This window comes from Pseudomonas sp. GW821-FHT07G10, assembly GCF_059418545.1.
On the sequence record NZ_JBWKQB010000020.1, the window covers coordinates 58,017 to 82,511 of the forward strand.

The 24,495-nt window shown below is 57.6% G+C and carries 23 protein-coding genes, 1 tRNA gene and 2 pseudogenes; 10 read left to right on the forward strand and 16 right to left on the reverse strand.

Going from position 1 to position 24,495, the window contains the following annotated elements; genetic code table 11:
* Positions 1-109: 109 nt before the first annotated feature.
* From AC07O1_RS20740 to AC07O1_RS20750, 3 genes are all read left to right on the forward strand, one after another.
* A complete protein-coding gene (locus AC07O1_RS20740; protein ID WP_495089954.1) occupies positions 110-1,453 on the forward strand; it encodes a sensor domain-containing protein in 1,344 nt (447 codons plus the stop codon).
* Positions 1,454-1,628: 175 nt separating this feature from the next.
* Positions 1,629-1,787: a con-10 family general stress protein gene (locus AC07O1_RS20745; RefSeq protein ID WP_494994500.1), complete on the forward strand. Its 159-nt coding sequence runs from the start codon at positions 1,629-1,631 to the stop codon at positions 1,785-1,787.
* An 80-nt stretch (positions 1,788-1,867) separates the two neighbouring features.
* A complete protein-coding gene (locus AC07O1_RS20750; RefSeq protein ID WP_495089955.1) occupies positions 1,868-2,359 on the forward strand; it encodes a DUF4142 domain-containing protein in 492 nt (163 codons plus the stop codon).
* Between the two features lie 227 nt (positions 2,360-2,586).
* Here AC07O1_RS20750 and AC07O1_RS20755 read toward each other — a convergent pair whose 3' ends face one another.
* The 4 genes from AC07O1_RS20755 to AC07O1_RS20770 form a co-directional block, all read right to left on the reverse strand.
* Positions 2,587-3,126: an AidA/PixA family protein gene (locus AC07O1_RS20755; protein ID WP_495089956.1), complete on the reverse strand. Its 540-nt coding sequence runs from the start codon at positions 3,124-3,126 to the stop codon at positions 2,587-2,589.
* Between the two features lie 123 nt (positions 3,127-3,249).
* Entirely contained in the window at positions 3,250-3,753 is a 504-nt protein-coding gene (locus tag AC07O1_RS20760) for an inclusion body family protein (RefSeq protein WP_494994503.1), read from the reverse strand.
* A gap of 454 nt (positions 3,754-4,207) precedes the next feature.
* Positions 4,208-4,615, reverse strand: a complete 408-nt coding sequence (locus AC07O1_RS20765) for a type II toxin-antitoxin system HicB family antitoxin (protein ID WP_494994504.1) — start codon at positions 4,613-4,615, stop codon at positions 4,208-4,210.
* Positions 4,616-4,651: 36 nt separating this feature from the next.
* Positions 4,652-4,831, reverse strand: coding sequence for a type II toxin-antitoxin system HicA family toxin (locus AC07O1_RS20770; RefSeq protein ID WP_495089957.1), 180 nt, complete (start codon positions 4,829-4,831; stop codon positions 4,652-4,654).
* A gap of 316 nt (positions 4,832-5,147) precedes the next feature.
* On the opposite strand from AC07O1_RS20770, the gene tam reads away from it, so the two are divergent.
* Positions 5,148-5,918, forward strand: a complete 771-nt coding sequence (gene tam / locus AC07O1_RS20775) for a trans-aconitate 2-methyltransferase (protein ID WP_495089958.1) — start codon at positions 5,148-5,150, stop codon at positions 5,916-5,918.
* A gap of 48 nt (positions 5,919-5,966) precedes the next feature.
* On the opposite strand, the gene AC07O1_RS20780 is transcribed toward tam, so the two are convergent.
* The gene (locus tag AC07O1_RS20780) at positions 5,967-6,302 is read right to left on the reverse strand and encodes a hypothetical protein (protein WP_494994507.1); all 336 of its coding nucleotides are present in this window, start codon (positions 6,300-6,302) and stop codon (positions 5,967-5,969) included.
* A 166-nt stretch (positions 6,303-6,468) separates the two neighbouring features.
* Positions 6,469-6,606, reverse strand: a pseudogene (locus AC07O1_RS20785) (IS5/IS1182 family transposase); the annotation flags it as partial.
* 385 nt (positions 6,607-6,991) lie between these two features.
* On the opposite strand from AC07O1_RS20785, the gene AC07O1_RS20790 reads away from it, so the two are divergent.
* From AC07O1_RS20790 to AC07O1_RS20810, 5 genes are all read left to right on the forward strand, one after another.
* The gene (locus AC07O1_RS20790) at positions 6,992-8,470 is read left to right on the forward strand and encodes a c-type cytochrome (RefSeq protein ID WP_495089959.1); all 1,479 of its coding nucleotides are present in this window, start codon (positions 6,992-6,994) and stop codon (positions 8,468-8,470) included.
* 42 nt (positions 8,471-8,512) lie between these two features.
* Entirely contained in the window at positions 8,513-10,288 is a 1,776-nt protein-coding gene (ctaD, locus tag AC07O1_RS20795; RefSeq protein ID WP_495089986.1) for a cytochrome c oxidase subunit I, read from the forward strand.
* Positions 10,285-10,977: a cytochrome c oxidase subunit 3 gene (locus tag AC07O1_RS20800; RefSeq protein WP_495089960.1), complete on the forward strand. Its 693-nt coding sequence runs from the start codon at positions 10,285-10,287 to the stop codon at positions 10,975-10,977. Before ctaD ends, AC07O1_RS20800 begins: the two co-directional genes overlap by 4 nt.
* Before the next feature lie 6 nt (positions 10,978-10,983).
* Positions 10,984-11,697: a heme-copper oxidase subunit III family protein gene (locus AC07O1_RS20805; RefSeq protein ID WP_495089961.1), complete on the forward strand. Its 714-nt coding sequence runs from the start codon at positions 10,984-10,986 to the stop codon at positions 11,695-11,697.
* A 61-nt stretch (positions 11,698-11,758) separates the two neighbouring features.
* Positions 11,759-12,076 (forward strand): cytochrome C oxidase subunit IV family protein, encoded by a 318-nt coding sequence (locus tag AC07O1_RS20810; RefSeq protein WP_495089987.1) that lies wholly within the window; start codon positions 11,759-11,761, stop codon positions 12,074-12,076.
* A 70-nt stretch (positions 12,077-12,146) separates the two neighbouring features.
* Here AC07O1_RS20810 and AC07O1_RS20815 read toward each other — a convergent pair whose 3' ends face one another.
* Entirely contained in the window at positions 12,147-12,701 is a 555-nt protein-coding gene (locus tag AC07O1_RS20815; RefSeq protein ID WP_495089962.1) for a magnesium transporter, read from the reverse strand.
* Between the two features lie 431 nt (positions 12,702-13,132).
* Here AC07O1_RS20815 and AC07O1_RS20820 point away from each other — a divergent pair.
* Positions 13,133-13,216: pseudogene (locus AC07O1_RS20820) on the forward strand (trans-aconitate 2-methyltransferase); the annotation flags it as partial.
* A gap of 164 nt (positions 13,217-13,380) precedes the next feature.
* Here the strand turns inward: AC07O1_RS20820 and AC07O1_RS20825 are convergent.
* The 9 genes from AC07O1_RS20825 to AC07O1_RS20865 all read right to left on the reverse strand — a co-directional run bounded on the left by AC07O1_RS20825 (position 13,381) and on the right by AC07O1_RS20865 (position 24,492).
* Positions 13,381-13,454 (reverse strand) — tRNA-Gly (locus AC07O1_RS20825).
* A gap of 248 nt (positions 13,455-13,702) precedes the next feature.
* A complete protein-coding gene (locus tag AC07O1_RS20830; protein ID WP_495011575.1) occupies positions 13,703-14,587 on the reverse strand; it encodes an alpha/beta fold hydrolase in 885 nt (294 codons plus the stop codon).
* 323 nt (positions 14,588-14,910) lie between these two features.
* Positions 14,911-15,603, reverse strand: a complete 693-nt coding sequence (locus AC07O1_RS20835) for a pseudouridine synthase (protein WP_495089963.1) — start codon at positions 15,601-15,603, stop codon at positions 14,911-14,913.
* Between the two features lie 33 nt (positions 15,604-15,636).
* Positions 15,637-15,855, reverse strand: coding sequence for a cysteine-rich CWC family protein (locus AC07O1_RS20840; RefSeq protein ID WP_494994515.1), 219 nt, complete (start codon positions 15,853-15,855; stop codon positions 15,637-15,639).
* Positions 15,848-17,335, reverse strand: coding sequence for a sensor domain-containing diguanylate cyclase (locus AC07O1_RS20845; RefSeq protein ID WP_495089964.1), 1,488 nt, complete (start codon positions 17,333-17,335; stop codon positions 15,848-15,850). The genes AC07O1_RS20840 and AC07O1_RS20845 overlap by 8 nt, the downstream gene beginning before the upstream one ends.
* A 139-nt stretch (positions 17,336-17,474) precedes the next feature.
* Complete coding sequence (gene atzF / locus AC07O1_RS20850) at positions 17,475-19,253, reverse strand: allophanate hydrolase (RefSeq protein WP_495089965.1); 1,779 nt, start codon at positions 19,251-19,253, stop codon at positions 17,475-17,477.
* 29 nt (positions 19,254-19,282) lie between these two features.
* Entirely contained in the window at positions 19,283-22,915 is a 3,633-nt protein-coding gene (uca, locus tag AC07O1_RS20855) for an urea carboxylase (RefSeq protein ID WP_495089966.1), read from the reverse strand.
* Positions 22,916-23,114: 199 nt separating this feature from the next.
* The gene (locus tag AC07O1_RS20860) at positions 23,115-23,756 is read right to left on the reverse strand and encodes an urea amidolyase associated protein UAAP2 (protein WP_495089967.1); all 642 of its coding nucleotides are present in this window, start codon (positions 23,754-23,756) and stop codon (positions 23,115-23,117) included.
* 10 nt (positions 23,757-23,766) lie between these two features.
* The gene (locus AC07O1_RS20865; protein ID WP_495089968.1) at positions 23,767-24,492 is read right to left on the reverse strand and encodes an urea amidolyase associated protein UAAP1; all 726 of its coding nucleotides are present in this window, start codon (positions 24,490-24,492) and stop codon (positions 23,767-23,769) included.
* Positions 24,493-24,495: the final 3 nt, after the last annotated feature.

Here is a 24,495-nt window from a genome sequence, read left to right on the forward strand (position 1 = left end):
GGCTGATCGCAGGGCTGCGGCAGCAAAAAGAGTTCATCGGCGACAGCCGTTGATCGGATCGAGGGATTGGTACTCAGTGCTTTAAATTTCAGGACAGTATCGATTACTGATGACCACCCAGAACTCCGCGCCGCTGGCGAGCTACATTGACCTGTTGTTGGACGCCGTATGTGCGGTCGATGCCCAGGGTCGCTTCGTGTTCGTCAGCGCCGCCTGTGAGCGTATTTTTGGCTATACGCCTGATGAACTGATCGGCCAGCCGATGATCGACATGGTTCATCCCGCCGACCGTGCCCGGACCTTGCAAGCTGCCCGGGAAATCATGAACGGCCAGCCCAAGCCCAACTTCGAGAACCGCTATTTGCGCAAGGACGGGCAAATAGCGCACATCATGTGGTCGGCGCGCTGGTCCGAAGTCGATCAACTGCGTATTGCCGTGGCCCATGACATCACCGAGCGTAAACAGGCTGAATCCAAACAGGCGGCGCTTTATGCGATCTCTGAGGCTGCTCATGCTGCCGAGGATTTGCTGGCACTGTTCGAGCGTATCCACCGGATCATCGGCGAATGGCTGCCAGCGCTGAACTTCTCCGTGGCGCTGTACGACGAACAGTGCGGGCAAATCAGTTTTCCCTACCATGTCGACGACCACGAAAAGTGCCCGGAGCAGACAGGAACGGCGACCGGCAGTCTGTGCGCCGAGGTGATTCGCAGCGGTCAGCCGATCCTGTTGACTCCCGACGATTATGGCCCGCTGCCCGAGTTTCGCGACCTCAGCAGGGGGCAGGATTCCCCTTGCTGGCTCGGGGTGCCGCTCAGCTCACAGAAGGGCACCATCGGCGCGCTGATCGTAAAAAGCACACCCGGTGGCGAGCGCTACACCGAGCAAGACAAAGAGCTGCTGCAATACGTGTGCGCACAAGTGGCGGCGGCCATCGAGCGCAAGCAACTGCATGCCCGGCTGCAGTACATGGCGCAGTACGACCAGTTGACCCAGCTACCCAACCGGGAATTGCTCCGCGAACGGGTGAAAGCGGCGCTGGCGCGGGCCAGAAAAGAGACGGGACGAATGGCGCTGCTGTATGTCGATCTGGACCACTTCAAACAGGTCAACGACACCTACGGCCACGCTGTCGGCGACCTGCTGCTGCAAGCCGTCGCCAATCGGCTCAAAGGCTGTGTGCGTGAAACCGACTCCGTGGCGCGCATTGGCGGTGATGAGTTCGTAGTTCTGCTCGACAGCATTCAGGAACCGGAAGATGCCGGCACCGTGTCCGATAAAATCCGTTACGTCCTTAACCAGCCGTTACGCCTGGACGGCCACAGCCTGAGCATCCTGCCGAGCATCGGCATCGCGCTGTATCCCGAACACGGCAGTGAAGAAACGCAGCTGTTCAAACATGCCGATGAGGCGATGTATGCGGTCAAGCGAGCGCAGCGAGTACTCGCCTAGCACCCAGGACTGGAATTCTTTAACGCGAAAGCCCGATCACTGATCGGGCTTTCGCATTTTTCCCCGGCACCGTTCGTCGGTAAAGACACAACTTTTCTAAACCTTTGTGGCCATAAAAATTCAGATCCTATGCGGGCATCGCTCGCCGCAATCATTCACCAAGAGGAAGAGAATCATGCCTACCTCAAGAAACCCGAACTCGGGGACCACCGCCAACGATCGCACCAAGGCCTCCGAAGCCGGCCGTAAAGGTGGGAAAACCACCACCATGAGCGTCGATAAAGACCCTGGAAAAGCCAAAGCCGGTCGTAGAGGCGGGCAGCAAAGCCATTGAAGCGGCCGCATCCAGTCAACGATTGAGAGGCGGGGGCGCAAGCTCCCGCTTGAGTTTTCATTTTAACGAGGGAGCGGCACATGAGCCGGATGACTACCCGATTACGCACCGCCAGTTTCGCCGTGCTGCTGGGGCTTGGCGCCAGTAGTGTCTTTGCACAATCGCCTGTCGAATTCGTCAACGACGTCTCGGCCAAAGGCATCGCCGACATTGAAGTCAGCCGCTTGGCCCACCAGAAAACCACCTCCCAAGTGATCAAGGACTACACGATTCAGGTCATCGACGACCGCACCACCGCCAACCAGTATCTGGCCAAAATCGCCAGGAAGCTCGAGTTGCCCGTCGCAGACAGAGAAGAGGTAGCGAGCAAGGCCAAGACTCTGATGCCCGACATACAGGACGGCGCCACCTTCGACGCGGCCTATGCCGCCAGCCAGGTGAAAACCACTGAAGCGGCCATCGAGCAGCTTCAACTGGTAGCTCAGACTTCTGAGGTGCCAGAGCTAAAAGCCTTCGCCGAAGAAACCCTGCCCAAACTGGAAAATCACCTGAAAATGGCCAAGGCGCTGTAATCCAGCCTTCAGCCCGCCCGAACGGACGGCTGATTGAAGCGCCGTTGTGCGTTCTGTTGTCGATGCCAAGCGAGCCAATCGAGACAGTTGCTCCTACAGGTTTTGCGTATACCTGGGCGGTCTAGGAGCTGCCTCAGGTTCGGGCCGCGTTCGGACGATCGTTTTGAGCATCCAGTGCTTAAATGACTGGCATTGGCCTCTGAGCCGGTTTTTTTATTTGAGAGCTTTCAACTGATCACCTTCAACTCAACCATCCAGCTGAAATAACCCACCGCTTCGCAACTCGGGTTCACCACCATAAAACTCAACTCGCACTTCTCCACACCGCAGGCCAGTTGTTTGCATTGCCAGTAATGGTCATCAGCCTCTTGGCTGACCGGCTGAATCGGGTCTGCAGGGTTGGGCGCGGGCAAGGTCAGGCCACTGTGGACGATTAGCTGCGGGGGCGAAAGGACACCTGCGTCACCCACCGCAATGTCGTAAAACACCACGCTGTGTTCAGCCCGCAGACTTACGGTGCGGCCGCGAATGCGGAAGGTATTGCCGTTGGTCGCAGTCAGAGTAATAAGGCTGTCATTTTTGACGGTTTTTTCTACTTGAGTGCTACCCGCGAAAAAGATGAATCCGTCGTCAATCAGCGTTGGAGTATCCGGCTCAAGACTGGGTTGCGGATAACGTGACAGCAAGGTTTCAGTGTCGACGATGAGCAACACATTGTTGGCGAGTTCGGTTTTTTCTGAAGTAGAGACGAGGTTGTCTGTGGACATCACGGATTCCTTTCATGATGTAGACGGGTTGTGACAGCCGCCCCCGGCTCAAGCACGACATCCAGTTCCAGTGGGGGCGGTAACGAAATCGGAAAGCCCCTTGTCGCCAAGGGGCCGGCCACGTCAGTTACGGATGGTAATGAACGGATCCCATGAGCAGCAGCCAACGATCCTGCAGTCGCGATCCACGATCAGGAAATTGAAGTGGTACGTCACGCTGCCGGTGGACAGGGTTTCCGAAGACCAGTAATGGTTATCGACTTTCTGGCAGCTGGGCACGGATGGATTGCTGGTATTGGGAACTGCAACACAGGCGGTAGCCTTGCGCGGCGTGGGCGTCGAGATCAGCTCATTGCCCACGTTGCCGATGAACTTGTAGAAAATCACCGCGGTTTCAAAGCTCTGCGACAGGCTGGTTTCGCGCCAGCGAATCAGGTCACCGACCTGGGCTTTCAAATTGAGCTCGCCGCCAGCCTGACCACTGACCACATTGTTCTGGTTGGTCACCATGTACACATGGTTGACGTCGATCATTGTAGGGGCGTCGGGGTTTTTACTGATGTTCGGGTAGTTTTTCAGAATGGTTTCAGTATCGATGGAGACCAACACATCCGTGACTCTAGACATCGTAAAGCTCTTTTTCATAGTGGTTGCCTGGCATCTGCCAGACACGACAACAGTGACTGTCCTACGGCTGTTGTAACTTCACACTACTAGCGGAACCCACCTGTCACAGGGTACGAGCTGGCCTGGCTCCTTGCCTTGAATGTAACGGTCCGGGTTCCTTCCAGCAGGCCGCGATTGGATGATAGATCCGAAAGTCGAGCTGTCAAAACAGCCGGCTATAAGGTCGACGAACGGTAGTTGTTGTGAACGATTGGCGATAAAAAACCGGCGATCCAGGCCAGTTTTGTTTTGTTGAAATATGCGCGAGCGCCTCAACCTCGCGTCCACCCACGATCAACACAGGAGCTGGTGACGCGGGCGATTGAGCAGTTCTTACCGCTGCACCCCCGCCAACATCATCATCGGCCGCTACTGCTCTTGCAAAAGTTCGGGCCGCACCTTCTTTCCGAGACGTTCAACCCTGCTGCAACACCTTCAGCGCTGCCGAGGCCAGAAACCCCGAGCGGCTTTTCTCTTCCGGGTGATGGAGCACGTATTCGTCGATACGGGTCAGCAGATAGCCGGGCAGGGTGATGTTGAGTTTTTGGGCTTTGCCAAGGTACTTGGTCACATCGATATCAACCACAGCCCAAGTGCAACCCGCGTATTGCGGATTGGCGGCATGAACGGTGACTTTGTTGGCGGGAGGGATCGGGGCGCCGTCCTCTGCTAGAATTTCGAAGTGGCCTTCGATGGCTTCCCGAGCCATGGCCATGGCATCGTCCAGATCATCACCGGCCGAAAAGCAGCCAGGAATATCCGGCACTTCTACACCCCAGGCGTGTTCTTCATCGCCCATTGAAATCGCAATTGGGTAAAGCATGTTCGTTGTTCTCCACGGACGGTGTGTACCGGTTCATCAGAGCAGAGCCTGCTTCAAAATGCTGGTGGCCGTCTTTTTCAGTAAATCTTTTTTTGGATGAGGGATCGTTACCAGGCCGGGCTTCGTCGGATGCTTGAAGTGGTGATGACTACCTCTGACCCTTACCAGATACCAACCGTCAGCGACGATTTGGCTTATCAAAAACAGGCTATTCACAACACCTCCCTGTGGTGTGTAGGTGGTTACTATACCTACTGAGATTTTCTTATCAACACTATAACCACCGAAAAAACTGATGGGTGCCGATAAGCGTCAAGGGCTGAAGTGTAGAAAGGTGAGGCGCGAGAGTGCGGATTGCCTGAGCTTGATGTGTTTCTGAATCTTTTCGGGGGCTTGGCAGTGATTGCCCGAATGTCAGCCACGGCATACCTTGGCGAGCACAGGAGCAAAGCACGCTTGTCGATGTATCGTGCTTTAAGCTGAAGAGTGGTCTACCCATCAAGACAAAGAACCGAACCGACAGGAGCGCGCAATGAGCTGGTCTGCCAGGCAATATGTTGTCTTTGAAGATGAACGCACGCGTCCGGTACATGATCTGCTGGCCGCCGTACCCACGACGCAAGCCCGTTCCGTCATCGATATCGGGTGCGGCCCCGGTAATTCGACAGAACTGCTGGCGGCGCGCTTTCCGAACGCTGCGGTCCGAGGGCTGGACAGTTCGCTCGACATGATCGAAGCCGCCCGCAAGCGTTTACCGGATGTTCAGTTCGACACGGTGGCCATCGAAGGGTGGGATGAGCCCGGCCCATTTGATGTGATTCTGGCCAACGCTGTCCTTCAATGGGTGCCTGACCATACGACCCTGCTGCCGTCTCTTGTAGCGCGGCTCGCTCCGGGCGGCAGTCTGGCCATTCAGATGCCAGATAATCTCAATGAACCCGCCCACCGGCTGATGCGCGAAACGGCTGCCCAAGGCCCGTGGGCCGACAAACTCGCCGGGGCTGCTGGCCAACGAACGGCGATGGCTGATGCAAACGGCTACTACGATTTGTTGAGTTCAAGCTGTGCCCGGGTGGATGTGTGGCGCACCACCTACCATCACCCTCTTGCAGGCGGCGCCGCTGCGGTGGTGGAGTGGTTCAAGGGCAGTGGCTTGCGACCCTTTCTTGATCCGCTCGACGAGGCGGAGCGGGAGGAGTACCTGCGGCGCTATACCGCGGCGATCGAACAGGCGTACCCCCTGTTGGCCGATGGCGGGGTGCTGTTGCCGTTTCCACGATTGTTTATTGTGGCAACGCGGTAAAAACACCCCCACAGAGAAAAACCGATGCTGAGAAGCACGTAGTAGCTTCTAAAGCAGCTGATCAACCAAAACCGCGTTGGAATAGATCAAGCTGCCATCGCTCGCTCGATGCCCGACCAAATGGAACTGACCACGTTCGTGGTGCAAATAGACACGCATTTGGCAATCGGACAAGGGGCCGTATCCCTCCGGCATGATCAAGTCCAGCGAGTTCATATCGACATCGACCATGGCTTCAGGCTCATGGGTCTTCTGCAGGTGTTCTTCGGCCTGCTCCAGACGCACGTGGAGAGGGCCATCGACGTAAAAATGAATGTCCCCCACCGGGGTGGACTTTTGGTCGCCGCTGATTTTGCACCAGCCTTCGATCGTCAAGGTACTCATGACGAAACCTCCGTTATGGACTGCTGGACTCTGTAGCTCTTGCTTCTTCTCAATGCCATCACTTAGCCGATCACTACGCATGGACAGGGTTGGTTTTTTGGGCCGCTTCTGGCCGATCTCTGCCGTCCGTAATCAGAAATTGAGTATAGCTGGCAACCGGGTCTCGCTTGGGGTAGTGAGGCTCGATCAGGGCGGTCAAGCCTTTGCACGGCACTACCCGATCCATCTCGATCAGGAACCGTTCTTTGCGGGTCTGCTTACGCTTACCGGCATACTCGGGGTCGGCGAAGGTTATTTGCTTCATCGGAAAAGCTCGTGTGACGGGATAGGCGTATTTCATCAAGTTTGGAAAGTCTTTTTCAGCGTTTCCCTAATCATTTTGACTGATCGGAAACAAGTCGCTACGCCAAAATTAGTCTCGGGAGACGTGATGCCGAGTATCTACAGTTATAGGTAGCGAATAGGTTTAAATGATTAACTTAATGTTGGAATTGGAATGTCTGGGCGTCGGGTTTTTCAGAAAAAGCGCTTGTTCCGTTCATGCACTATACTTCTTGCTGACTTTGCCGCCAGGATGGGTGGTGCTTGTCTATCCTGCTTGGGCGTCAGATTGATATTAATTTGACGATGCTGTTGAGTGGCGATGCTTTTGCATAACCAGCGAGTAACAGGAATAGGATGAAGAGAAAATGGCAATAGCAATTATCTTGATTCTAATCGTTGTTGCATCAGTGCTGTTCAACATACTAGCGCCTTGGCAGGCGACACCAGCAGCTTCCAACTGGGGGTCAATAGACACCACCCAGTTCATCACCCTGGTCATGAGCGGAATATTTTTCATCGCCATCACGGTATTTATGGCGGTAGCCTTGATGCGTTATCGTCACAAGGAGGGTGCCAAGGCGGCCTACCAGCCAGGAAATAAAAAGGTGGAGTTATGGTTAATTATCGTTACCTCGGTAGGTATTGCCGTGATGTTGGCGCCAGGGCTGGTTGTTTACAGTGATTTCGTCCGGGTGCCGAAAAAAGCTTATGAACTTGAAGTGGTCGCCCAGCAGTGGCAGTGGTCCTTTCGTTTTCCCGGCCAGGACGGGAAGCTGGGCAAATCGGATATCAAGTTTGTTGATTCCACCAACCCCTTCGGCCTTGATCCCATGGATCCTGCCGGGCAGGACGATGTGCTTATAAGAAGCAATGAAGTTCACCTTCCGCTCAATAAGCCGGTAAAAGTTTTACTGCGCTCTAAAGATGTGCTGCACGATTTCGATGTACCGCAAATGCGCAGCAAGATGGATATGGTGCCAGGGATGGTGTCGTACTTTTGGTTTACGCCGACTAAAACCGGGAAATATGAAATCCTTTGCGCTGAATATTGTGGCGTAGGGCATTACAACATGCGCGGCCATATGATCGTCGATGAACAGGACGCCTTCGATCAATGGCTGAGCAGCCAACCGACTTTTGCGCAGACATTAGCGACAGCTGCCAAGCCCAGTCGGGACAGCGTGCTGGAAAAAGGCCGCCTGTTGGTCGAAAAGCACGGCTGCAGTGCCTGCCATAGCCAGGATGGCAGTGCCAGTCTCGGCCCGGGATGGAAGGGGCTGTACGGCCGCACTGAGCAGCTTGCCGATGGCACCAGTGTGCTGGTCGATGAGGCCTACCTGAAAGCGGCGATCCTCGATCCGAAGGCCCGACGGGTACAGGGCTACCCGCCAGTCATGGTGGCCTATACTCTCAGTGACGATGAACTGGGTGCTCTCGTCGCCCTGATCAAATCACTGGGTACTGCGCGCCAGGGCGATGAACTTTCTGCCAGCGAAGCGTCGGGCCCAGGTGACGACCTGGCGGCGCAGGGACAGCGGCTGGCCGAGTCGCTCGGCTGTCTGGCCTGCCACAGCGTCGATGGCAGTAAGGGCGTCGGCCCCAGCTGGCAGGGCCTGTATGGCAAGACAGAAACCCTTGACGACGATACGAGGATAAAGGTCGATGAGGACTATATAAAAGAATCGGTTCTTAAGCCTAACGCCAAAATCGTCAAGGGCTACGCACCCATCATGCCTACCTTTACGCCGAGTGATAAGGAGTTGAGCGCACTGATCGCTTTTATCAAATCCAAAGCGAATGCCGACGCTGATGCGAGCAAGGCGCAGCCAGGAAAGTCGCCGTAAGCAGCCAGCAATACACCGAAACTTCAGCAGGAGGATGACGTGATGGCCTATGCGGAGCAAGCCGAAACAGAAGCACTGCACGAACCCAAAAGTTTCCTGACCAAATATATCTGGAGTCAGGACCACAAGGTCATCGCCATTCAGTATTCCTTGACGGCTATATTCGTGGGGCTCATCGCCGTGGTGTTGTCCGATTTGATGCGCTTGCAGATAGGCTTCCCCGGTAGTTTGGGGTTCATGGACGCCAGTACTTACTATCAGGCGATGACCATGCACGGCATGATCATGGTCATTTACTTGCTGACGGCCTTGTTTCTGGGTGGCTTCGGCAACTATCTGATCCCGCTGATGGTGGGGGCCCGCGACATGGTCTTCCCCTACGTCAACATGCTGAGTTACTGGACCTACCTGCTGGCGGTACTGGTGTTGCTCGCCAGTTTCTTTGTCCCTGGCGGCCCCACTGGTGCGGGCTGGACGCTCTATCCGCCACAGTCCATTACCAAGGGGACACCGGGGACCGAGTGGGGCATCGTACTGATGCTCGTCTCACTGACGATTTTTATTGTCGCAACCACCATGGGCGGGTTGAACTACGTAACCACTGTGTTGCAGGCGCGCACGCACGGCATGACATTGTTTCGCATGCCGCTCTCCGTATGGGGAATCTTCATGGCCTCGATTATGGCCTTGCTAGCCTTCCCGGCGTTGTTTGTGAGTGCGGTCATGACGCTGTTTGACAAACTGTTGGGCACCAGCTTCTTTATACCGGCGATCATCTCGCTGGGGCAGCAGCTCAATCACCAAGGTGGCAGCCCAATATTATTCCAGCATCTATTCTGGTTCTTCGGCCACCCGGAAGTCTACATCGTTGCTCTCCCCGCGTTTGGTCTGGTCTCCGACTTGATCAGCACGCATGCGCGTAAGAGTATCTTCGGCTACCGAATGATGGTGTGGGCCATTATCGCGATTGGCGTACTCAGCTTTGTGGTCTGGGCGCACCATATGTATGTCAGTGGAATGAACCCCTACTTTGGCTTTTTCTTTGCCACCACCACCTTGATCATCGCGGTGCCGACCGCACTGAAAGTCTACAATTGGATTCTGACCCTGTGGCGGGGCGACATCCATCTGACCGTGCCGATGCTGTTTGCCCTGGCCTTTATCGTCACCTTCCTGGTCGGCGGTCTGACCGGGTTGTTTCTCGGCAATGTGATCGTGGACATTCCGCTCTCGGACACCTATTTCGTCGTAGCCCACTTTCATATGGTCATGGGTGTCGCACCGGTACTGGTGGTGTTCGGCGGCATTTATCATTGGTTCCCGAAAGTAACCGGGCGCATGACCAACGACACCCTGGGCAAGCTGCATTTCTGGATTACATTTCTGGGCACCTACGCGATCTTCTTCCCCATGCACTACCTGGGTTTCCAGGGCATGCCACGCCGCTACTATGCCTATGACAACTACGCGTTCATCCCGCAGTCTGCGCAAGATTTGAATGCCTTCATTACGGTGGTCGCATTGACCGTCGGCGTTTCCCAACTGCTGTTCCTGTTCAACCTGGCCTGGAGTGTATTTAAAGGCAAGCCTGCAGGCAGTAATCCCTGGGGCGCGGCCAGTCTGGAATGGCAAACGCCGAACACCCCGCCGATACACGGTAACTGGGGAGCGAAGCTGCCGGTCGTGCATCGCTGGGCCTATGACTACAGTGTGCCGGGGATAGAGCAGGATTTCGTTCCGCAAACAGTCTCCGCCGAGGAGCTGGAGCAGATGCGGCAACTCAGTGCCGGAACCAGGATAGCGGACGTTAAAACATGAACAGACTGCTATTGAAAAACGCCGACAGCGCTGATCCCGGCGGCAGTTGGAGTCGCGATCCTGAGGATATTCAGGCCGTCGAGGGTGCCGATAGAATCCAAAACGCAAGAATAGGCCTGCGCTTGTTTCTGGCCGTGGTGAGCTCGTTATTCTTTCTCTTCCTGGTCGCCTTTATCGAGCGCTCACAGGTGGCCGACTGGCAACCCTTGACGGAGCCCTTGGCGCCGTTAGCCAATCTATGGCAGATATGGCTGAATTCGGCTTTTCTGGTATTCAGTTGCATCGCACTGCAGTGGTCGCGTATGGCCGCCCGACAGGCTCGACTGGACGCAACGGTCATTGGCTTTGCATTGGGGGGCGTATTTGCAGTTGCCTTTCTGACGGGACAAGTCTGGGTCTGGCAGCAGTTTGTCGCCTGGGGCTACTTTGTCGCCAGCAATCCGGCCAACAGTTTCTTCTACCTGTTGACCGGCCTGCATGGGTTCCACCTGCTGGGCGGGCTGATAGCCTGGAGTAGAACCGTCGCTAAATTCCTGCATCACGTACCGTTGTCGCAACTCAGCGCCAGCGTAGAGCTCTGTGCCATCTATTGGCATTACTTACTGGGTCTTTGGTTCGTGCTATTCGCTTTGCTGACCAGCACGCCGGCAACCTATGAAGCCATCGCCAGATTCTGCGGCCTGAGGTGAAAAGCCATGGCATCGCACCCACCAGCCCCAGTCGAGTCCAGTTCATCCAATCCACCAGGCTCGCCGCCTGCACCGGGATGGCAGGGCATCGCCAGCGACTGGTCCTCGGATAGAGAGGCTTTCAGGCAGGTCCCCTGGGGCAAGGCGATGATGTGGATATTCCTGCTCAGCGATACTTTTGTATTCACCTGTTTTTTAACCGGCTACATGTCGGTACGCATGACCATCACCAGCGCCTGGCCGAACCCTAGTGAAGTGTTCGCATTGACGATCGGCGGTAGAGAAATCCCGCTTATTCTGATCGCCATCATGACCTTTGTGCTGATCAGTAGCAGCGGCACCATGGCCATGGCAGTTAATTTCGCCTATCGCCGTGATCGCGCGAAAACCACTGCCTTGATGCTGGCGACCGCAGCCTTGGGTGCGACCTTCGTCAGCATGCAGGCATTTGAATGGAGCAAGCTCATCGCAGAAGGGGTTCGTCCCTGGGGGAACCCCATGGGGGCGGCGCAATTTGGTGCCAGCTTTTTCATGATTACCGGTTTCCACGGACTGCATGTGTCAGTCGGCGTCATCTACCTCAGCATTGTGGCGCTGAAAGTATTGCGGGGAGATTATGAGCGCTCCGGAAACTATCAGATCGTCGAGATAGCCGGGCTTTACTGGCACTTCGTGGACTTGGTGTGGGTGTTTATTTTTGCTTTCTTCTATTTATGGTAGGTCTAAGAGACTGTTCATGATCGTGACAATCATGAACAGGTTCTGAAGAGGAGCACTGATGATGGCGCATGCTCAGGGTCAGCAACATCCAATTAGTTTGTACCTTAAAATATGGGGGCTGTTATTCGTCCTCAGCACGCTATCGTACCTTGTCGACTATTTTCACTTCCAGGGCTACCTTAGGTGGTCCCTGATTATCACTCTCATGTTGTTGAAGGCAGGTTTAATTGTCTCCGTCTTCATGCATATGGCCTGGGAACGGTTGGCCATGGTCTACGCCATATTGGTGCCACCTTTATGTTTGCTGGTGCTCGTCGGACTGATGGCCACCGAGGCGGACTATGTTTTCCTCAGCCGGATAATTTTCTTCGGCCAATAAGTAACTTCCGGATGGCCTTAAGAAGCCTCCTGGTGCTAATCCGCAATAAATGGCTTTATGCGTTATATCGTTATATCGTTCGCTTGAACTGATGCCATCTGTGCAGCCAGGCTACTGTCCAGTGGGGGGCTGCCGCTCCCGTGCCGGCGATCTTCAGCCTTGGATAATGTTCGATTACCCGGTTCAATACCGATTCCTGATCCGGCTCAACATCCACGAAGAAGATATGTTTGCCCTCTTCTACCACCTGTTTAAAACTGCGGAAGTGAGTATTTGGCACCTGGATACCAAAAAAACCACCTTCCCAGATACAGAAGCCCAATACAACAATGGCAAGGAAGATAAAAGGCACCCAGCCTGCGGGGGATTCGGTCCAACCCAGCCAATAGGCACCGCCAAGGACCAGCGCCGCGAGTGGCACACCGACCACCGCACCAATCTCGCCAGAGTGAACAGCATCTTGTTTCATTAACGAGTTAACCTCGTGGAGGTGATGTTGTTCAACATCAGAAGCTTTTTCACTGAGCACATGAATTTGTTCGGTATTGATGCCGTTGGCTTCCAATTCATTTTCAACGGTTTCTAGATCGTCGAAATTGTCACTGATATAATAGTATCGATTCACTCCACACCTCCCATCTCGGGTTTGCCGTAGACCTCCTCTGTCCTGCAGCCGTTAACTGAAATTTGCAGTCGGTATCTGTACCCGTGGGGAACGTTGCACACTTCATGCAATTCGAACGAAGTATAGCATTCCATGGCATACATGCTGGTAAGTGTCAAAATCTAAAAACAGCATAAGGCCTGGCGCACCCCGACGAATTCTGCCTCGCAGCGCCACCAGAAAGTTCGCCCAACAAGACCGGAAACAGGTCCTGAAATCGGCCAGACGCTGGTTTAGAACTGTCGAAAGACGGGGTGACCTCAGCGAGCTGCATGACAGCCTTCAGGCGCGTGGATGCGCGCCCAAGGGCTGTTTGCCGAGCTGCTGGCGCAGCGCTTCAAGCTGGCGCTCATGGGACTCGTATTTTCGGAGCGTCGACGTTCGTTGGCGGGGCGATCGAGCAGGCGTACCCCGTGTTGGCTGATGGCGGGGTGCAGTTGCCATTTCCACGGTTGTTTATTGTGGCGATGCAGTAAAAACGGTCGAAGCGCTCGTCCTTCCATACGCTTTCGACACGGGCTGTACGTGGGTCTTGAAAGCAGCACTTAAACCGCACCCACAAAAAAACCGGCTGACTGAGCCGGTTTTTTGTTGTCTCTACATCCCCCGTCAAAGCTGCCTGACGTTGGACTCAATCAAGTGGAGCGGGTGAAGGGAATCGAACCCTCGTTATCAGCTTGGGAAGCTGGAGTAATGCCATTATACGACACCCGCTCAGAGCGGCTGACTTTGTACCAGATGTGGGCGGGGATTTGAAGTTTTTCTTTGGGGGGATCTGCGTTTATGTGTTTTTTTTCGGGACGCAGTGGGCAACATTCAATCGTCGACGGCGGCGGAGGCAGCGCTGACGATCGGGGCACAGATGAAGTGAGAGACCGTTTTGCGGTCTTTCGCGGGCAGGCCTCGCTCCTACAAGAATGTGGAGTTCTTAGGGGAGCGAGGTTGCCTGCGTTGACGCAGTTTCACATTGCCAATGCATGATGGTCCCGAACGTAGTGGTAACGCGGTCGGCTTTCGTGTCGGGCCGGTTTCAAAAAGTCGATCAGGGCTTGGCGACTGTCTCGGCAGGCGGCTTTATGCTCTATGTCGAGAAAGTGTCCGGCGGCCTGGATGGTGCTGAAGGTGCTGTGTTGCACATGGTTGGCGAACAGTTTGGCGTCGTCGGGGGAGGTGTATTCGTCCCATTCGCCGTTCATGAACAGCATCGGTACGTTGATTTTTTTGGCCGCGTTGAGATAGCACAGGCGATCGCTGTTGAGCACTTCACTGATGTGGAAGTGCATCTGCCCGTATTCGTGTTCGGCGAGGCTGCTGACGTGCCGGTAGTTGAAACGCTTGAACAACGACGGCAGGTGTTTGCCGATGGTGCTGTTCACCAGGTTGCCGACACGGTCGCGGTCCAGGCTGCCGAGGTAGTCGACACCACGTTCGAGGTAGTCAAGCATCGGTTCGTTGACCACTGGGGAGAACGAACTGATCACGGCCCTTTCAATGCGCCGTGGACGATGGGCCAAGGCGACCAACGCCGCGGCGCCGCCCCAGGAAAACGACAACACATGTTCGGCGGCGAAGTGGTCGATCAGCTCCAGGAGGATCAGCCCTTCGACTTCCTTGGTGAGCATTTTCTCGTGCAGGTTGTGGGCTTTGGACTTGCCCGCGTAGGGTTGGTCGTAGAGCACGACGTTGAATTGCGGATGAAGGTTCTTCACGGTCTGGGCAAAGGACGCAGTGGTGGCCATTGAGCCGTTGACCAGAATGATGGTCTTTTCTGCGGCATCTGCGCGATAGAACTCCGTGTAGACCCGAAACTGACCCTGTATATCCAGCACAGCGATTTCTGGCCTCATGTCATAAGACTCCTGGCAAGCGGGTATGCGCGCAATGAGATTGCACGAGCTTTGTGACAGGTAGGCATACGCCTGGAATTTTTTGCCCATGTCGATCCGGTGAAATCTGGTCGACGGGTATTGTTATAGGCGGGCGATCTGCCGGGGGAATGCGGAGCCTGAAGGCTCACTGCCGGCAAAAGGTTTCTTAGAATGCGTTGGTGACTCATCGGTCACATTTCGGCCGACGGTTTGATTCAAGCAGGGAGATCCCCATCCCGCAAGTGCCGTTTGTAAATTGATCGACAACTTTCTGCTGAATGGTCGTGACTTGGCGGCGGGTTTTAGATTTGTTGGATTTCTTCAGCGGTCAGCGGGCGATACTCGCCGGGTGCGAGAGCGTCGTCGAGTACCAGTGGCCCCATGCATTCGCGATGCAGGCGCAGGACTTTATTGTTGAAGTGGCCGAACATCCGTTTCACCTGGTGGTAACGGCCTTCGACGATGCTCAGCCGCGCGCTCTTTGGCCCGAGCACGACCAGTTTGGCCGGTTGGGTGGTGAGATCTTCGAAGGCGAAGTACAGGCCCCGGGCGAAGGTCTGCGCATACTCGGGGCCGATGTCTTGTTCGGTCTCGACGTAATAGATTTTCCCCAGTTTGGTCTGCGGCTGGGTCAGGCGTCGCGACCAGCTGCCGTCGTTGGTGATCAGCATCAGGCCGGTGGTGTTGAAGTCCAGTCGCCCGGCGATGTGCAGCTCGTGTTTGTCCGGCTCATCGATGAGGTCGAGCACGGTCGGGTGCTCAGGGTCGCTGGTGGCGCTGACGCAGCCCGGCGGTTTGTGCAGCATGAAGTAGCGCGGCGGTTTACCGGCTTGCAGCACTTCATCGTCGCACTCCACGCGGCTGAACTCGCGCACATCAAAGTGAGGGTCGCTGACTATTTGCCCGTCGACCTTGATCCTGCGCCCGACCAGTAGCAAGCGCACTTGTTTGCGGTTGAAACGGGGCAGGTTGCTGAGGAAACGGTCAACGCGCATGGCTATCGGCTGATCAGAAAAGGGCCGCGCATCTTACGTGATCTTCCCGGTGGCCGCCTGCAGCTGCGCCTCGACCTGCGCGCAGCGCGGGCACAGGCAGGATAGGTCGCGCAGTTCGACGGGCAGGGCCCGGAGCACTGCCGGATCGATGCTGACGCCATAGCACCAGCAGGCTTGGGCGGCGGTGCGCGGATCGGCCAGGGTGCAGTCGTTGCCAGCACCGCAGGCCGGGCAGAGATTGGGTTTATTCATAGCTTGAGAGAGGTTTTTCCACACAGGTTCGATTACGGCCAGTCTGTTTCGCACGGTACATTGCATGGTCGGCACGCGACAACAGGTTGTGCAGCGTGTCGTCGGGTTGGAGGGTGGAGAGACCGATGCTGACGGTGATCCGCAGCGCTTGGCCTTCATAGGCATAGCGTTGTTGCTTGATCTGTTGACGGATTTTCTCGGCGATCATCTGACCGTTGCCGCTGTCGGTATCTTTGAGCAGCACGATGAATTCTTCACCGCCCCAACGGCAGACGATGTCTGACTGGCGCAGGCAGCTCACCAGATCACGGGCGAAACCGCTCAGCACCTGGTCACCGGCGAGGTGGCCGTAAGTGTCGTTCAAGCGCTTGAAGTGGTCCAGGTCCAGCAGCAAGGCTGTCAGCGGTTTCGGTTCACGCTGGGCTTCATGCATGGCCTGGACAGCCAGCAGATCGAAGCCGCGACGGTTCGGCAGGCTGGTGAGGCTGTCGAGGGTAGCCTGGGCTTGGATCTTGCGCTGGTAGCGGTTCAGCAGGCGGTTGAGCAAGGCCAGGATAATCAGCGTGATGATCAGGCAGATCAGCAGGTTGAGGTACAGCGACTGGCGGATTTCACCGAGGGCACTGTCTTCGCGTTTATCGACGAACAGGTACCAGTTCAGCTCCGGGATGAAGCGCACGTTGAGGAAATGTCCCTGGCCCTGGGCCGAATACTCATAACTGCCGCTGTGGGGTTTGGGCAGTCTGGTCAGCAGGTCTTTCATGCTGTCGAGTTCGCTGAGGGTCTGCCCGACCCGCGCACCTTGGGGCCCACCCTCGGCACCGGTGAGCACCAGACGGCCATAGGTGTCGACGAAGTACACGCTGCGCTGGTAACGCTGCTGGTATTTGTCGATCAGCTTGACCACCGCGTCGACGGTCAGACCAACGCCGGCAGCGCCGATGAACTGGTCTTTGTAATCGTAGACTTTGTAGTTGATGAAGAAGGTCAGGCTGTCGTGGTTGGCCAAGTCAGGATCGACGTTGATCTCATACGGTTCGGCCATGTCGCGCACGCGGAAGTACCAGGCATCACGGGGCTCTTGGGTGCTGATTTTTTTCAGCACACCTTTGGCGTGGTAGTAGGTCAGGCTGCTGTCAGAGACGAAGAACGCGGTGTAGGCGTCGTAGTGAGTCATGACTTCGTTGAGGTAGCGGGTCATTTGCTCAGGCTCGCGTTCGCCAGCCACTACCCAGTCACGCATGAAGGTGTCGCGGGCCATCATCGAGGAAATCAGGATCGGCCGGACCAGGTCTTTCTGGATTTCCGAGTAGACCGTATCGGATGTCAGCGGTAGCTCGGTATTGACGATATTGTCGCGAATCGACGCCCGTGAGGCGTAGTAGCTGAGCAATGAGGTGGCGAGGAAACCACAGCCCAGTAGCGCGATGAGTGTGAGTACCAACGAGCGTTGCGAAAACAGCGCAGAGCGAAGCGGCATGGCAGTTCCGTTGGCAGAGACCGGGTGGGGCATTCTAATGGCGCTGTGCGGAAATAACTGCTTAATTTGTAGGGTTTTTTGAAACCCCTGTAGCAGCAGGCTGCGCCAGCTGCTACAGGGTGGGGGGCTCATGATCGGGTCAATTGCGGCTTTGCAGATACGCCCGCCAACCCCCTGAGTGGCTAATATCCGTAGCACCTTCCAACCCGTACGGTTCACAAATAAACCCGCTCTCCCAACGTCCATCCGCAAGCTGTACTTTGCCCAACCCGAGCGGCGCGGGAATCCCGGTCAGAAACGAGCCCAGTTCACTACTCGGCAATTCCCAGACTTCTACCGCAATCGCCACGCCGCCTTCCGCAACGCGGACCATTGCGGGGCGAAACGGTGGGCCGCCGGCCAGTGCGTGGAGTTGGTAATGCGGCGCGCTTTGAGTGGTTTCAACCAGACGGCCACCCCGTTGCTTGAGTTGCCAGTTCAGCGCCAGCCCATCCAGATGTGCGCCGCAAACCACCAGCCGGGCGCGGTCATTACGGGCAGGATGGGGAGGGGCCGGGGATGTCGAGCCTTGCTGACGTTGCAGCGCATCAGCCACGCTTAGCAAGTACTGGTCGGTAAATGCCCGACCGAACAGCGTCACGCCCCACGGCAGGCCGTTGTTCATGAAACCGCTGGGCACGGCGACGGCGGCGTAGTCCAGCAGGTTCATGAAATTGGTGTAGTAACCGAGTTCTGAGTTGCGCAGTACCGGTTCTGCTGCAAGCTGCGCCAGGGTCACCGGGCGGCCGATGGTTGGCGTGAGCACGCAGTCGAGGTCTTCCAGTGCCTTGTCGCACAGGGCTTTCAAGGCCTGCAGGCGATACTGGGCGCGGAAGGTTTGCACGCCGTCGACTGTCGGTGCCTTGGCCAGCACAGCGCGAATCACCGGCAGTACGGCCTCCGGATTTTGTTCCAGCAACTCGCCGGCCACGCTGTAACGCTCGGCCACCCAGGGCCCTTCATAAAGCAAACGGGCGGCCTCCAGGAACGGTGACAAGTCGAGTTGCACCGCTTCGCCGCCAAGTTTTTTGAGTCGATCAATGGCGTCTTCGAACAGCGCGGGACCTTCCTCGCAGCCGAAGAATTGCAGATCTTCAACTCGCGGCACGCCGAAGCGCAACGGTCGCGGAGTGCCAAAGGCTGAGCCATCGTTCCACAATGGGTTGCAGCGGCTGTACTCGTCACGCGGATCGAGCCGCGCGGTCAGGGCCAGCAACCGGCTGGCTTCACGAGCCGTCGCGGTAAAGGTCGTCACGCAGTCCAGAGTGCGGCAGGCCGGGACTACACCAGCAGTGGAGATCAAGCCTTTGGTGGCTTTCAACCCAAGCAGGTTGTTCAAAGCAGCGGGTACTCGACCGGAACCCGCCGTGTCGGTACCTAGTGCAAAACTCGCCACACCCAGCGCCACCGCCAATGAAGAGCCGGCGCTGGAACCTCCCGACGGGTATTCCGGCAACACGCTGTTGGGGCAAGCGCCGTAGGGCGAGCGGCTGCCGTTGAGGCCTGTGGCGAATTGGTCGAGGTTGGTCTTGCCCAACGGGATTGCGCCGAGCGCCAGTAGTTGCTCGACGATGGTCGCTGAACGCTGCGGTACATAAGCGAACGCCGGGCAGGCGGCGGTGGTGGGAATGCCCGCCAGGTCGATGTTGTCCTTGATCGCGAACGGCACGCCGTACAGCGGCAAACTGTCGATGTCGCGACCGTCCAGCATGGCGAGGTACGGTTCCAGTTCAGCGACGCTGAGCAGGTGGATAAACAGGTGATAGTCCGGGTTCAGCGCGGCGGCTTTTTCCCGCAGGCTCAGCAGCAGCTGCCGAGGCGTGGTGCTACCGGCGCGATAGGCCGCACGCAGGGCATCGAGTTGCAGATTGATGGTCATGGCTTGAGTCCTTCCTTCTTTAAATGAGATCAGTCGAGTTCCAGCACCACGACCCGCTGCCCGGCGCGCACCGCGCAACCGGGTTGCACGCGGATCTCCCGGACCACACCGGCCATGGGCGCGAGCACCGGGATTTCCATCTTCATCGACTCCAGAATCACCAGCACATCACCGGCGGCGACCCGGCTGCCGGTTGCTACCTGAACCTGCCAGAGGTTGCCGGCAATGTGGCTGTCGACGCTCTGCTGGCCTGTTTCCAGTGGCGCATCTTCGGCCTGTTCGGGTACCCGCTCCTCGCTGTCGAAATGCGCCTGGCCGCTGGCGATCCAGCGTTCGCGCTCGGCGTTGAAGGCGCTCTGTTGCTGTTGGCGGAACGCAGCGATGCTCTCGGCTTCTTTGGCCAGAAAGGCTTGGTAGTCGGCAAGCCTGAGCTGGCTATGTTCAATGCTCAGCTCAAAGCGCCCCAGCGGGAAATCACGACGAATCTGCAGCAGCTCATCGGCGCTCACCGGGTAAAACCGGATCTGGTCGAAGAAGCGCAGCAGCCACGGTTTACCGTCGAATGCCGCGACCTCGCGGTAGCGGTTCCACATTTGTAACGTGCGACCGACGAACTGATAACCACCTGGGCCTTCCATGCCGTACACGCACAGGTAGGCGCCACCGATGCCCACCGAGTTTTCGGCGGTCCAGGTCCGTGCCGGGTTGTACTTGGTGGTGACCAGCCGGTGCCGTGGATCGAGCGGGGTGGCGACCGGCGCACCGAGGTAGACGTCGCCCAGACCCATCACCAGATAGCTGGCATCGAACACCGTGCGCTGGACTTCGTCGAGATTGGGCAGGTCGTTGATGCGGCGGATGAACTCCAGGTTGCTTGGGCACCAGGGCGCATCCTTGCGCACGGTGGTCATGTATTTCTCGATGGCCAGCTGGCAGGCCGGGTCATTCCAGGACAACGGCAGGTGGACGATGCGCGACGGTACTTGCAGGTCTTCGGCGGCGCACACCGCATCCCATTCGCCGGCAACGATGCCGAGCAGATCGGCCAGCGGCAGTTGCTCGGGTTGGTAATGCACTTGCAGCGAGCGGATACCCGGGGTCAGGTCGATCACCCCGTGCAGTGCTTTGCTTTGCAGCGCTTGCATCAGCGCGTGACCACGGAAGCGCAGCACCAGATCCAGCTCGGGGGCGCCGATTTCCAATAGCAGATGGGTGTCGCCGGACAGCCGTGCGATCAAGCGCGTGTCGTCCTGGCCGAGGTCCAGAACGATGGGCGAAACCAATTCCTCTGGACGCGGGCTTGCTCGCGATGGGGCCAGACCAGACACCGCGTCAACTTCATCGCGAGCAAGCTCGCTCCCACATAGATAGGGTTTACAAGCCAAGGCTCGTGCTGTGTCGATACCGACGGGAAAGAACTGCACCTTGTCCCCAGCCTTCAACTGCCCCAACTGCCACAGATCCGCCTCGATCACCGTCACCGGGCAAACGAACCCACCCAGGCTTGGGCCGTCGGGACCGAGGATCACCGGCATGTCGCCGGTGAAATCCACCGCGCCGATCGCGTACGGGTTGTCATGGATATTCGAGGGATGCAGCCCGGCTTCGCCGCCATCGGCGCGAACCCATTCGGGCTTGGGGCCGATCAGCCGTACGCCGGTGCGGCTGGAGTTGAAATGGACCTCCCATTGGGTGGCGAAGAAGGTCTGGATATAGCCTTCAGTGAAATATTCCGGCGCGGCATGGGGGCCGTAGATCACCCGGATTTGTCGCACTGGCGGCAACTCGAGCACTTGTTCAACCGCAAGGCTTTCCCCCGCGCCATGGTCACTTAACGGGCAAAGATGCAGCACATCCCCAGCCCGCAAGGCACGACCGCCGTGGCCGCCGAACTGGCCGAGTGTGAATGTGCTTTTGCTGCCCAGATAGTCCGGCACTTGCAGGCCACCGCGCAGGCACAGGTAGCTGCGAGCACCGACTCCGGTGATGCTACCCAGACCCAGGGTCGCACCGGCCGGAATCAGAAGGGTGGTGTTCATCGGTGCCGGTTGGCCGTTCAGCGTCAGCGCAATGACAGCGCCAGTGACCGCTACTACGGCGTCGCAGTTGAAGCGCAGCAACGGTCCGCTCATGGTAATTTCCAGCGCGGCGGCACCTTCTTCGTTACCCAGCAAGCGATTGCCCAGGCGCAGAGCCCGGCTGTCCATCGGCCCCGACGGCGGCACGCCAACCGCCCAGTAACCGAGGCGACCAGGGTAGTCCTGCACGCTGGTCTGGGTGCCGGCGCTGAGCACTTCGAAGGTATTGGCCTGGTAGAGAAGACCTTCGAGGCAACGGGTCCAGGGCTGGCCGCTGGCGAACGGTACATCGAGCAATATCTGCCGCAGGTAATCGCGGTTGGTTTCCACGCCGTACAGCAGGCTGTCGCCCAAGGCTTGATGCAGATCGGCGCGCGCCTCTTCGCGGCTGGGCGCCCAGCTGATGAGTTTGGCGATCATCGGATCGAAGTAGGGCGCGATCTCGCAACCGGCCTCGACCCAGGTGTCGATGCGCAACTGTTTGCCATCGGCCACCGGGAAATTCACGGCGCTCAGCAGGCCAGGACTGGGCTGGAAATCCCGGCCCGGATCTTCGGCATACAACCGTGCCTGAATCGCATGACCTTCGGCTTTCAAGGTGCGGCTCAGCTCGCTCAACGGCGGCAGATCACCGGCGGCCAGTTGCACCATCCAGCGCACCAGATCCACGCCCCACACTTGTTCAGTGACGCCGTGCTCGACCTGCAAACGGGTGTTCACTTCCAGAAAATAGAAGCGCTGGGCGTCGCTGTCGAAGACGAATTCCACGGTACCGGCGCTGCGGTAATTCACCGCTTTTGCGAGTTTGATCGCCGCCAGGCACAGCTCCTCGGCCATGCCGTCGGGCAGGTTCGGCGCCGGGGTTTCTTCAAGGACTTTCTGGTTGCGCCGCTGCACCGAGCAATCGCGCACGCCGAGGGCGATGACTTCGCCCTGGCCGTCACCGAACACCTGAACTTCAAGGTGCCGGGCACGCTGGATGTACTTCTCGATGAACACGCCAGCGTCGCTGAAATTGTTCTGTCCCAGGCGCTTCACTGCATCGAAGGATTCGCTTAGCTGCGCCGCGCTACGGCAAACGCGCATTCCAATGCCGCCACCGCCGGCGGTGCTTTTGAGCATCACCGGATAACCGACCTGCTCACCTGCGATCAGCGCGGCGTCGAGGCTGTCCAGCAACCCGGTGCCTTCGAGCATCGGCACGCCGTGTTGTTTGGCCAGGGCACGGGCGGTGTGCTTGAGGCCGAACACCCGCAGTTGTTCTGGCGTTGGCCCGACGAAGGCGATATTGGCCGCTTCACAGGCCTCGGCGAACGCGGCGTTTTCCGAGAGAAAACCATAGCCGGGATGAATCGCCGTGGCGCCGCTGGTCTTGGCGATGGCGAGGATTTTTTCCACCGCCAGATAGGTAGCCGACGCAGCACCTTCGCCCAGGCTGTGAGCTTCGTCGGCATGCAGGATGTGCAGGCTGGCGGCGTCGGCTTCGGAATACACGGTGACGCCCTTGACCTGCAATTCACGCAGGGTTCGCAAGATGCGACAGGCAATGGCGCCACGGTTGGCTATCAACAGTTTTTTGAACATGACAAAACCCCTGGAGGCTGAAGGCAGCTCAGCCCCGACCTGGGATGCGGGCCGTCCCGCAGTTTTCGATGTGCGCCGGGGTCGTCCCAGGCGGCAGAATCAATTTGGTTTAGCCAGGTGATCACCTGTGTTTACCTGATGCACTGCCCCGACCGGCTCTGGCACAGGGCGAACAACCAACGGCGCAGGCGCACGCATTTCAGTTCCATACCAGTAGCTCCGCTGGTGTGGGGTTGTAGGCGTTGCACGGGTTGTTCAGTTGCGGGCAGTTGGATATCAGCACGATCACGTCCATTTCGGCCCGCAGGTCGACGTATTTTCCGGGGGCGGAAATACCGTCCTCAAAGGTCAGGCCACCGTCGGCAGTGACCGGAACGTTCATGAAGAAGTTGATGTTCGGCCCGATGTCGCCTTTGCCCAGGCGCCCGTCATGAGCGCAGGCCCGCAGGTAGTTGTCGCGGCAGCTGTGCATGTAGCGTTTCTCCAACGCGTATCGCACGGTGTTGCTCTCTTGGGCGCAGGCGCCGCCAAGGGTATCGTGGCGTCCGCAGGTGTCTTCGACGATGGTCAGCATCGGCTGGCCCAGGTTGGAAAAGAGCACGCTGCCGGTGCTCAGGTAGACGCTGTTTTGTCGGCGCAAGGTGCGCTGCACGTCATAGCGTTCCCTGGGGTTTTTCAGGCTGTAGAACAAAGTGTCGACGGCTTGATTGCCTTCCAGATCGAGGATGCGCAAGGTCTGTCCGGCCTTGACCTCCATCAGCCACGGCTCGCCGGACGGAATGGTGGCACGGTACACCGCGGTTTCAGGATGCCTGGTGGCAGGGGCGATTGCTAAAGACATGGCGCGATCCTCAGGCGAACAGACGGTCGGTGTTAATGAAGCCGCGCTCGTTCTCGGGACGCGAGGTGCGGCAATGCTTGGCGACGCTGGCGTCGGCGGTCATCCAGCTCAGCTTGAGCGGCTTGGGGGCGTATTCCGGGTTGGGATCCATGGGGTGTTGCAGAGCAGTGAGCACCACCAAGGTGTCCATCGGCGCGTAAAGCTCGATGTAGTCACCGGCCTTGGAGTTACCTTCGATGAAGTGCAAACGTCCGTCGGCATCGACGCTGACTTTGCTGAACAGGTTGAGGGTCATCAGCAGGTCGGACAGGCTCAGCCCCCATTTGCCCAGTTCCACCAACAGGTTGTCGGTACCGTTGCGGTAGAAACCGTTGCGCAGTTCCTGAAAGCGGCCCTGGCCGTATTTTTCCGCCACCTCGTGCGCGCAGAGCACGCCGCCGATGCTATCGCTCCAGCCGCAGGTGTCGGCGGTGATCGCCGCCAGAACGCGGCCCATGTCCGAGTACAGGCAATGGCCGACGGTGAGCCTGGCGGTGTGTTGGCATTTGAGGCTGTCCGGCAGGTTCAGCCGTTCGGTTTTCTCGTTGGCGTTGAGCAGGGTCAGACTGACATTGGCGCCACCACGAATATCGGTCAGGCGCAGCAGTTGGCCACGTTTGAGGACAAAGGAACGATGACCGCCACCGGGGAGCATTTCTTCGGCGAAGGGGGGAAGCAGTTGAGTCGAATCAGTCATGTG

Bases quoted from the DNA above. Each gene is read 5' to 3' on its own strand.
- AC07O1_RS20740 (WP_495089954.1), top strand. From the start codon at position 110: ATGACCACCCAGAACTCCGCGCCGCTGGCGAGCTACATTGACCTGTTG.
- AC07O1_RS20745 (WP_494994500.1), top strand. From the start codon at position 1,629: ATGCCTACCTCAAGAAACCCGAACTCGGGGACCACCGCCAACGATCGC.
- AC07O1_RS20750 (WP_495089955.1), top strand. From the start codon at position 1,868: ATGAGCCGGATGACTACCCGATTACGCACCGCCAGTTTCGCCGTGCTG.
- AC07O1_RS20755 (WP_495089956.1), bottom strand. From the start codon at position 3,126: ATGTCCACAGACAACCTCGTCTCTACTTCAGAAAAAACCGAACTCGCC.
- AC07O1_RS20760 (WP_494994503.1), bottom strand. From the start codon at position 3,753: ATGTCTAGAGTCACGGATGTGTTGGTCTCCATCGATACTGAAACCATT.
- AC07O1_RS20765 (WP_494994504.1), bottom strand. From the start codon at position 4,615: ATGCTTTACCCAATTGCGATTTCAATGGGCGATGAAGAACACGCCTGG.
- tam (WP_495089958.1), top strand. From the start codon at position 5,148: ATGAGCTGGTCTGCCAGGCAATATGTTGTCTTTGAAGATGAACGCACG.
- AC07O1_RS20780 (WP_494994507.1), bottom strand. From the start codon at position 6,302: ATGAGTACCTTGACGATCGAAGGCTGGTGCAAAATCAGCGGCGACCAA.
- AC07O1_RS20790 (WP_495089959.1), top strand. From the start codon at position 6,992: ATGGCAATAGCAATTATCTTGATTCTAATCGTTGTTGCATCAGTGCTG.
- ctaD (WP_495089986.1), top strand. From the start codon at position 8,513: ATGGCCTATGCGGAGCAAGCCGAAACAGAAGCACTGCACGAACCCAAA.
- AC07O1_RS20800 (WP_495089960.1), top strand. From the start codon at position 10,285: ATGAACAGACTGCTATTGAAAAACGCCGACAGCGCTGATCCCGGCGGC.
- AC07O1_RS20805 (WP_495089961.1), top strand. From the start codon at position 10,984: ATGGCATCGCACCCACCAGCCCCAGTCGAGTCCAGTTCATCCAATCCA.
- AC07O1_RS20810 (WP_495089987.1), top strand. From the start codon at position 11,759: ATGGCGCATGCTCAGGGTCAGCAACATCCAATTAGTTTGTACCTTAAA.
- AC07O1_RS20830 (WP_495011575.1), bottom strand. From the start codon at position 14,587: ATGAGGCCAGAAATCGCTGTGCTGGATATACAGGGTCAGTTTCGGGTC.
- AC07O1_RS20835 (WP_495089963.1), bottom strand. From the start codon at position 15,603: ATGCGCGTTGACCGTTTCCTCAGCAACCTGCCCCGTTTCAACCGCAAA.
- AC07O1_RS20840 (WP_494994515.1), bottom strand. From the start codon at position 15,855: ATGAATAAACCCAATCTCTGCCCGGCCTGCGGTGCTGGCAACGACTGC.
- AC07O1_RS20845 (WP_495089964.1), bottom strand. From the start codon at position 17,335: ATGCCGCTTCGCTCTGCGCTGTTTTCGCAACGCTCGTTGGTACTCACA.
- atzF (WP_495089965.1), bottom strand. From the start codon at position 19,253: ATGACCATCAATCTGCAACTCGATGCCCTGCGTGCGGCCTATCGCGCC.
- uca (WP_495089966.1), bottom strand. From the start codon at position 22,915: ATGTTCAAAAAACTGTTGATAGCCAACCGTGGCGCCATTGCCTGTCGC.
- AC07O1_RS20860 (WP_495089967.1), bottom strand. From the start codon at position 23,756: ATGTCTTTAGCAATCGCCCCTGCCACCAGGCATCCTGAAACCGCGGTG.
- AC07O1_RS20865 (WP_495089968.1), bottom strand. From the start codon at position 24,492: ATGACTGATTCGACTCAACTGCTTCCCCCCTTCGCCGAAGAAATGCTC.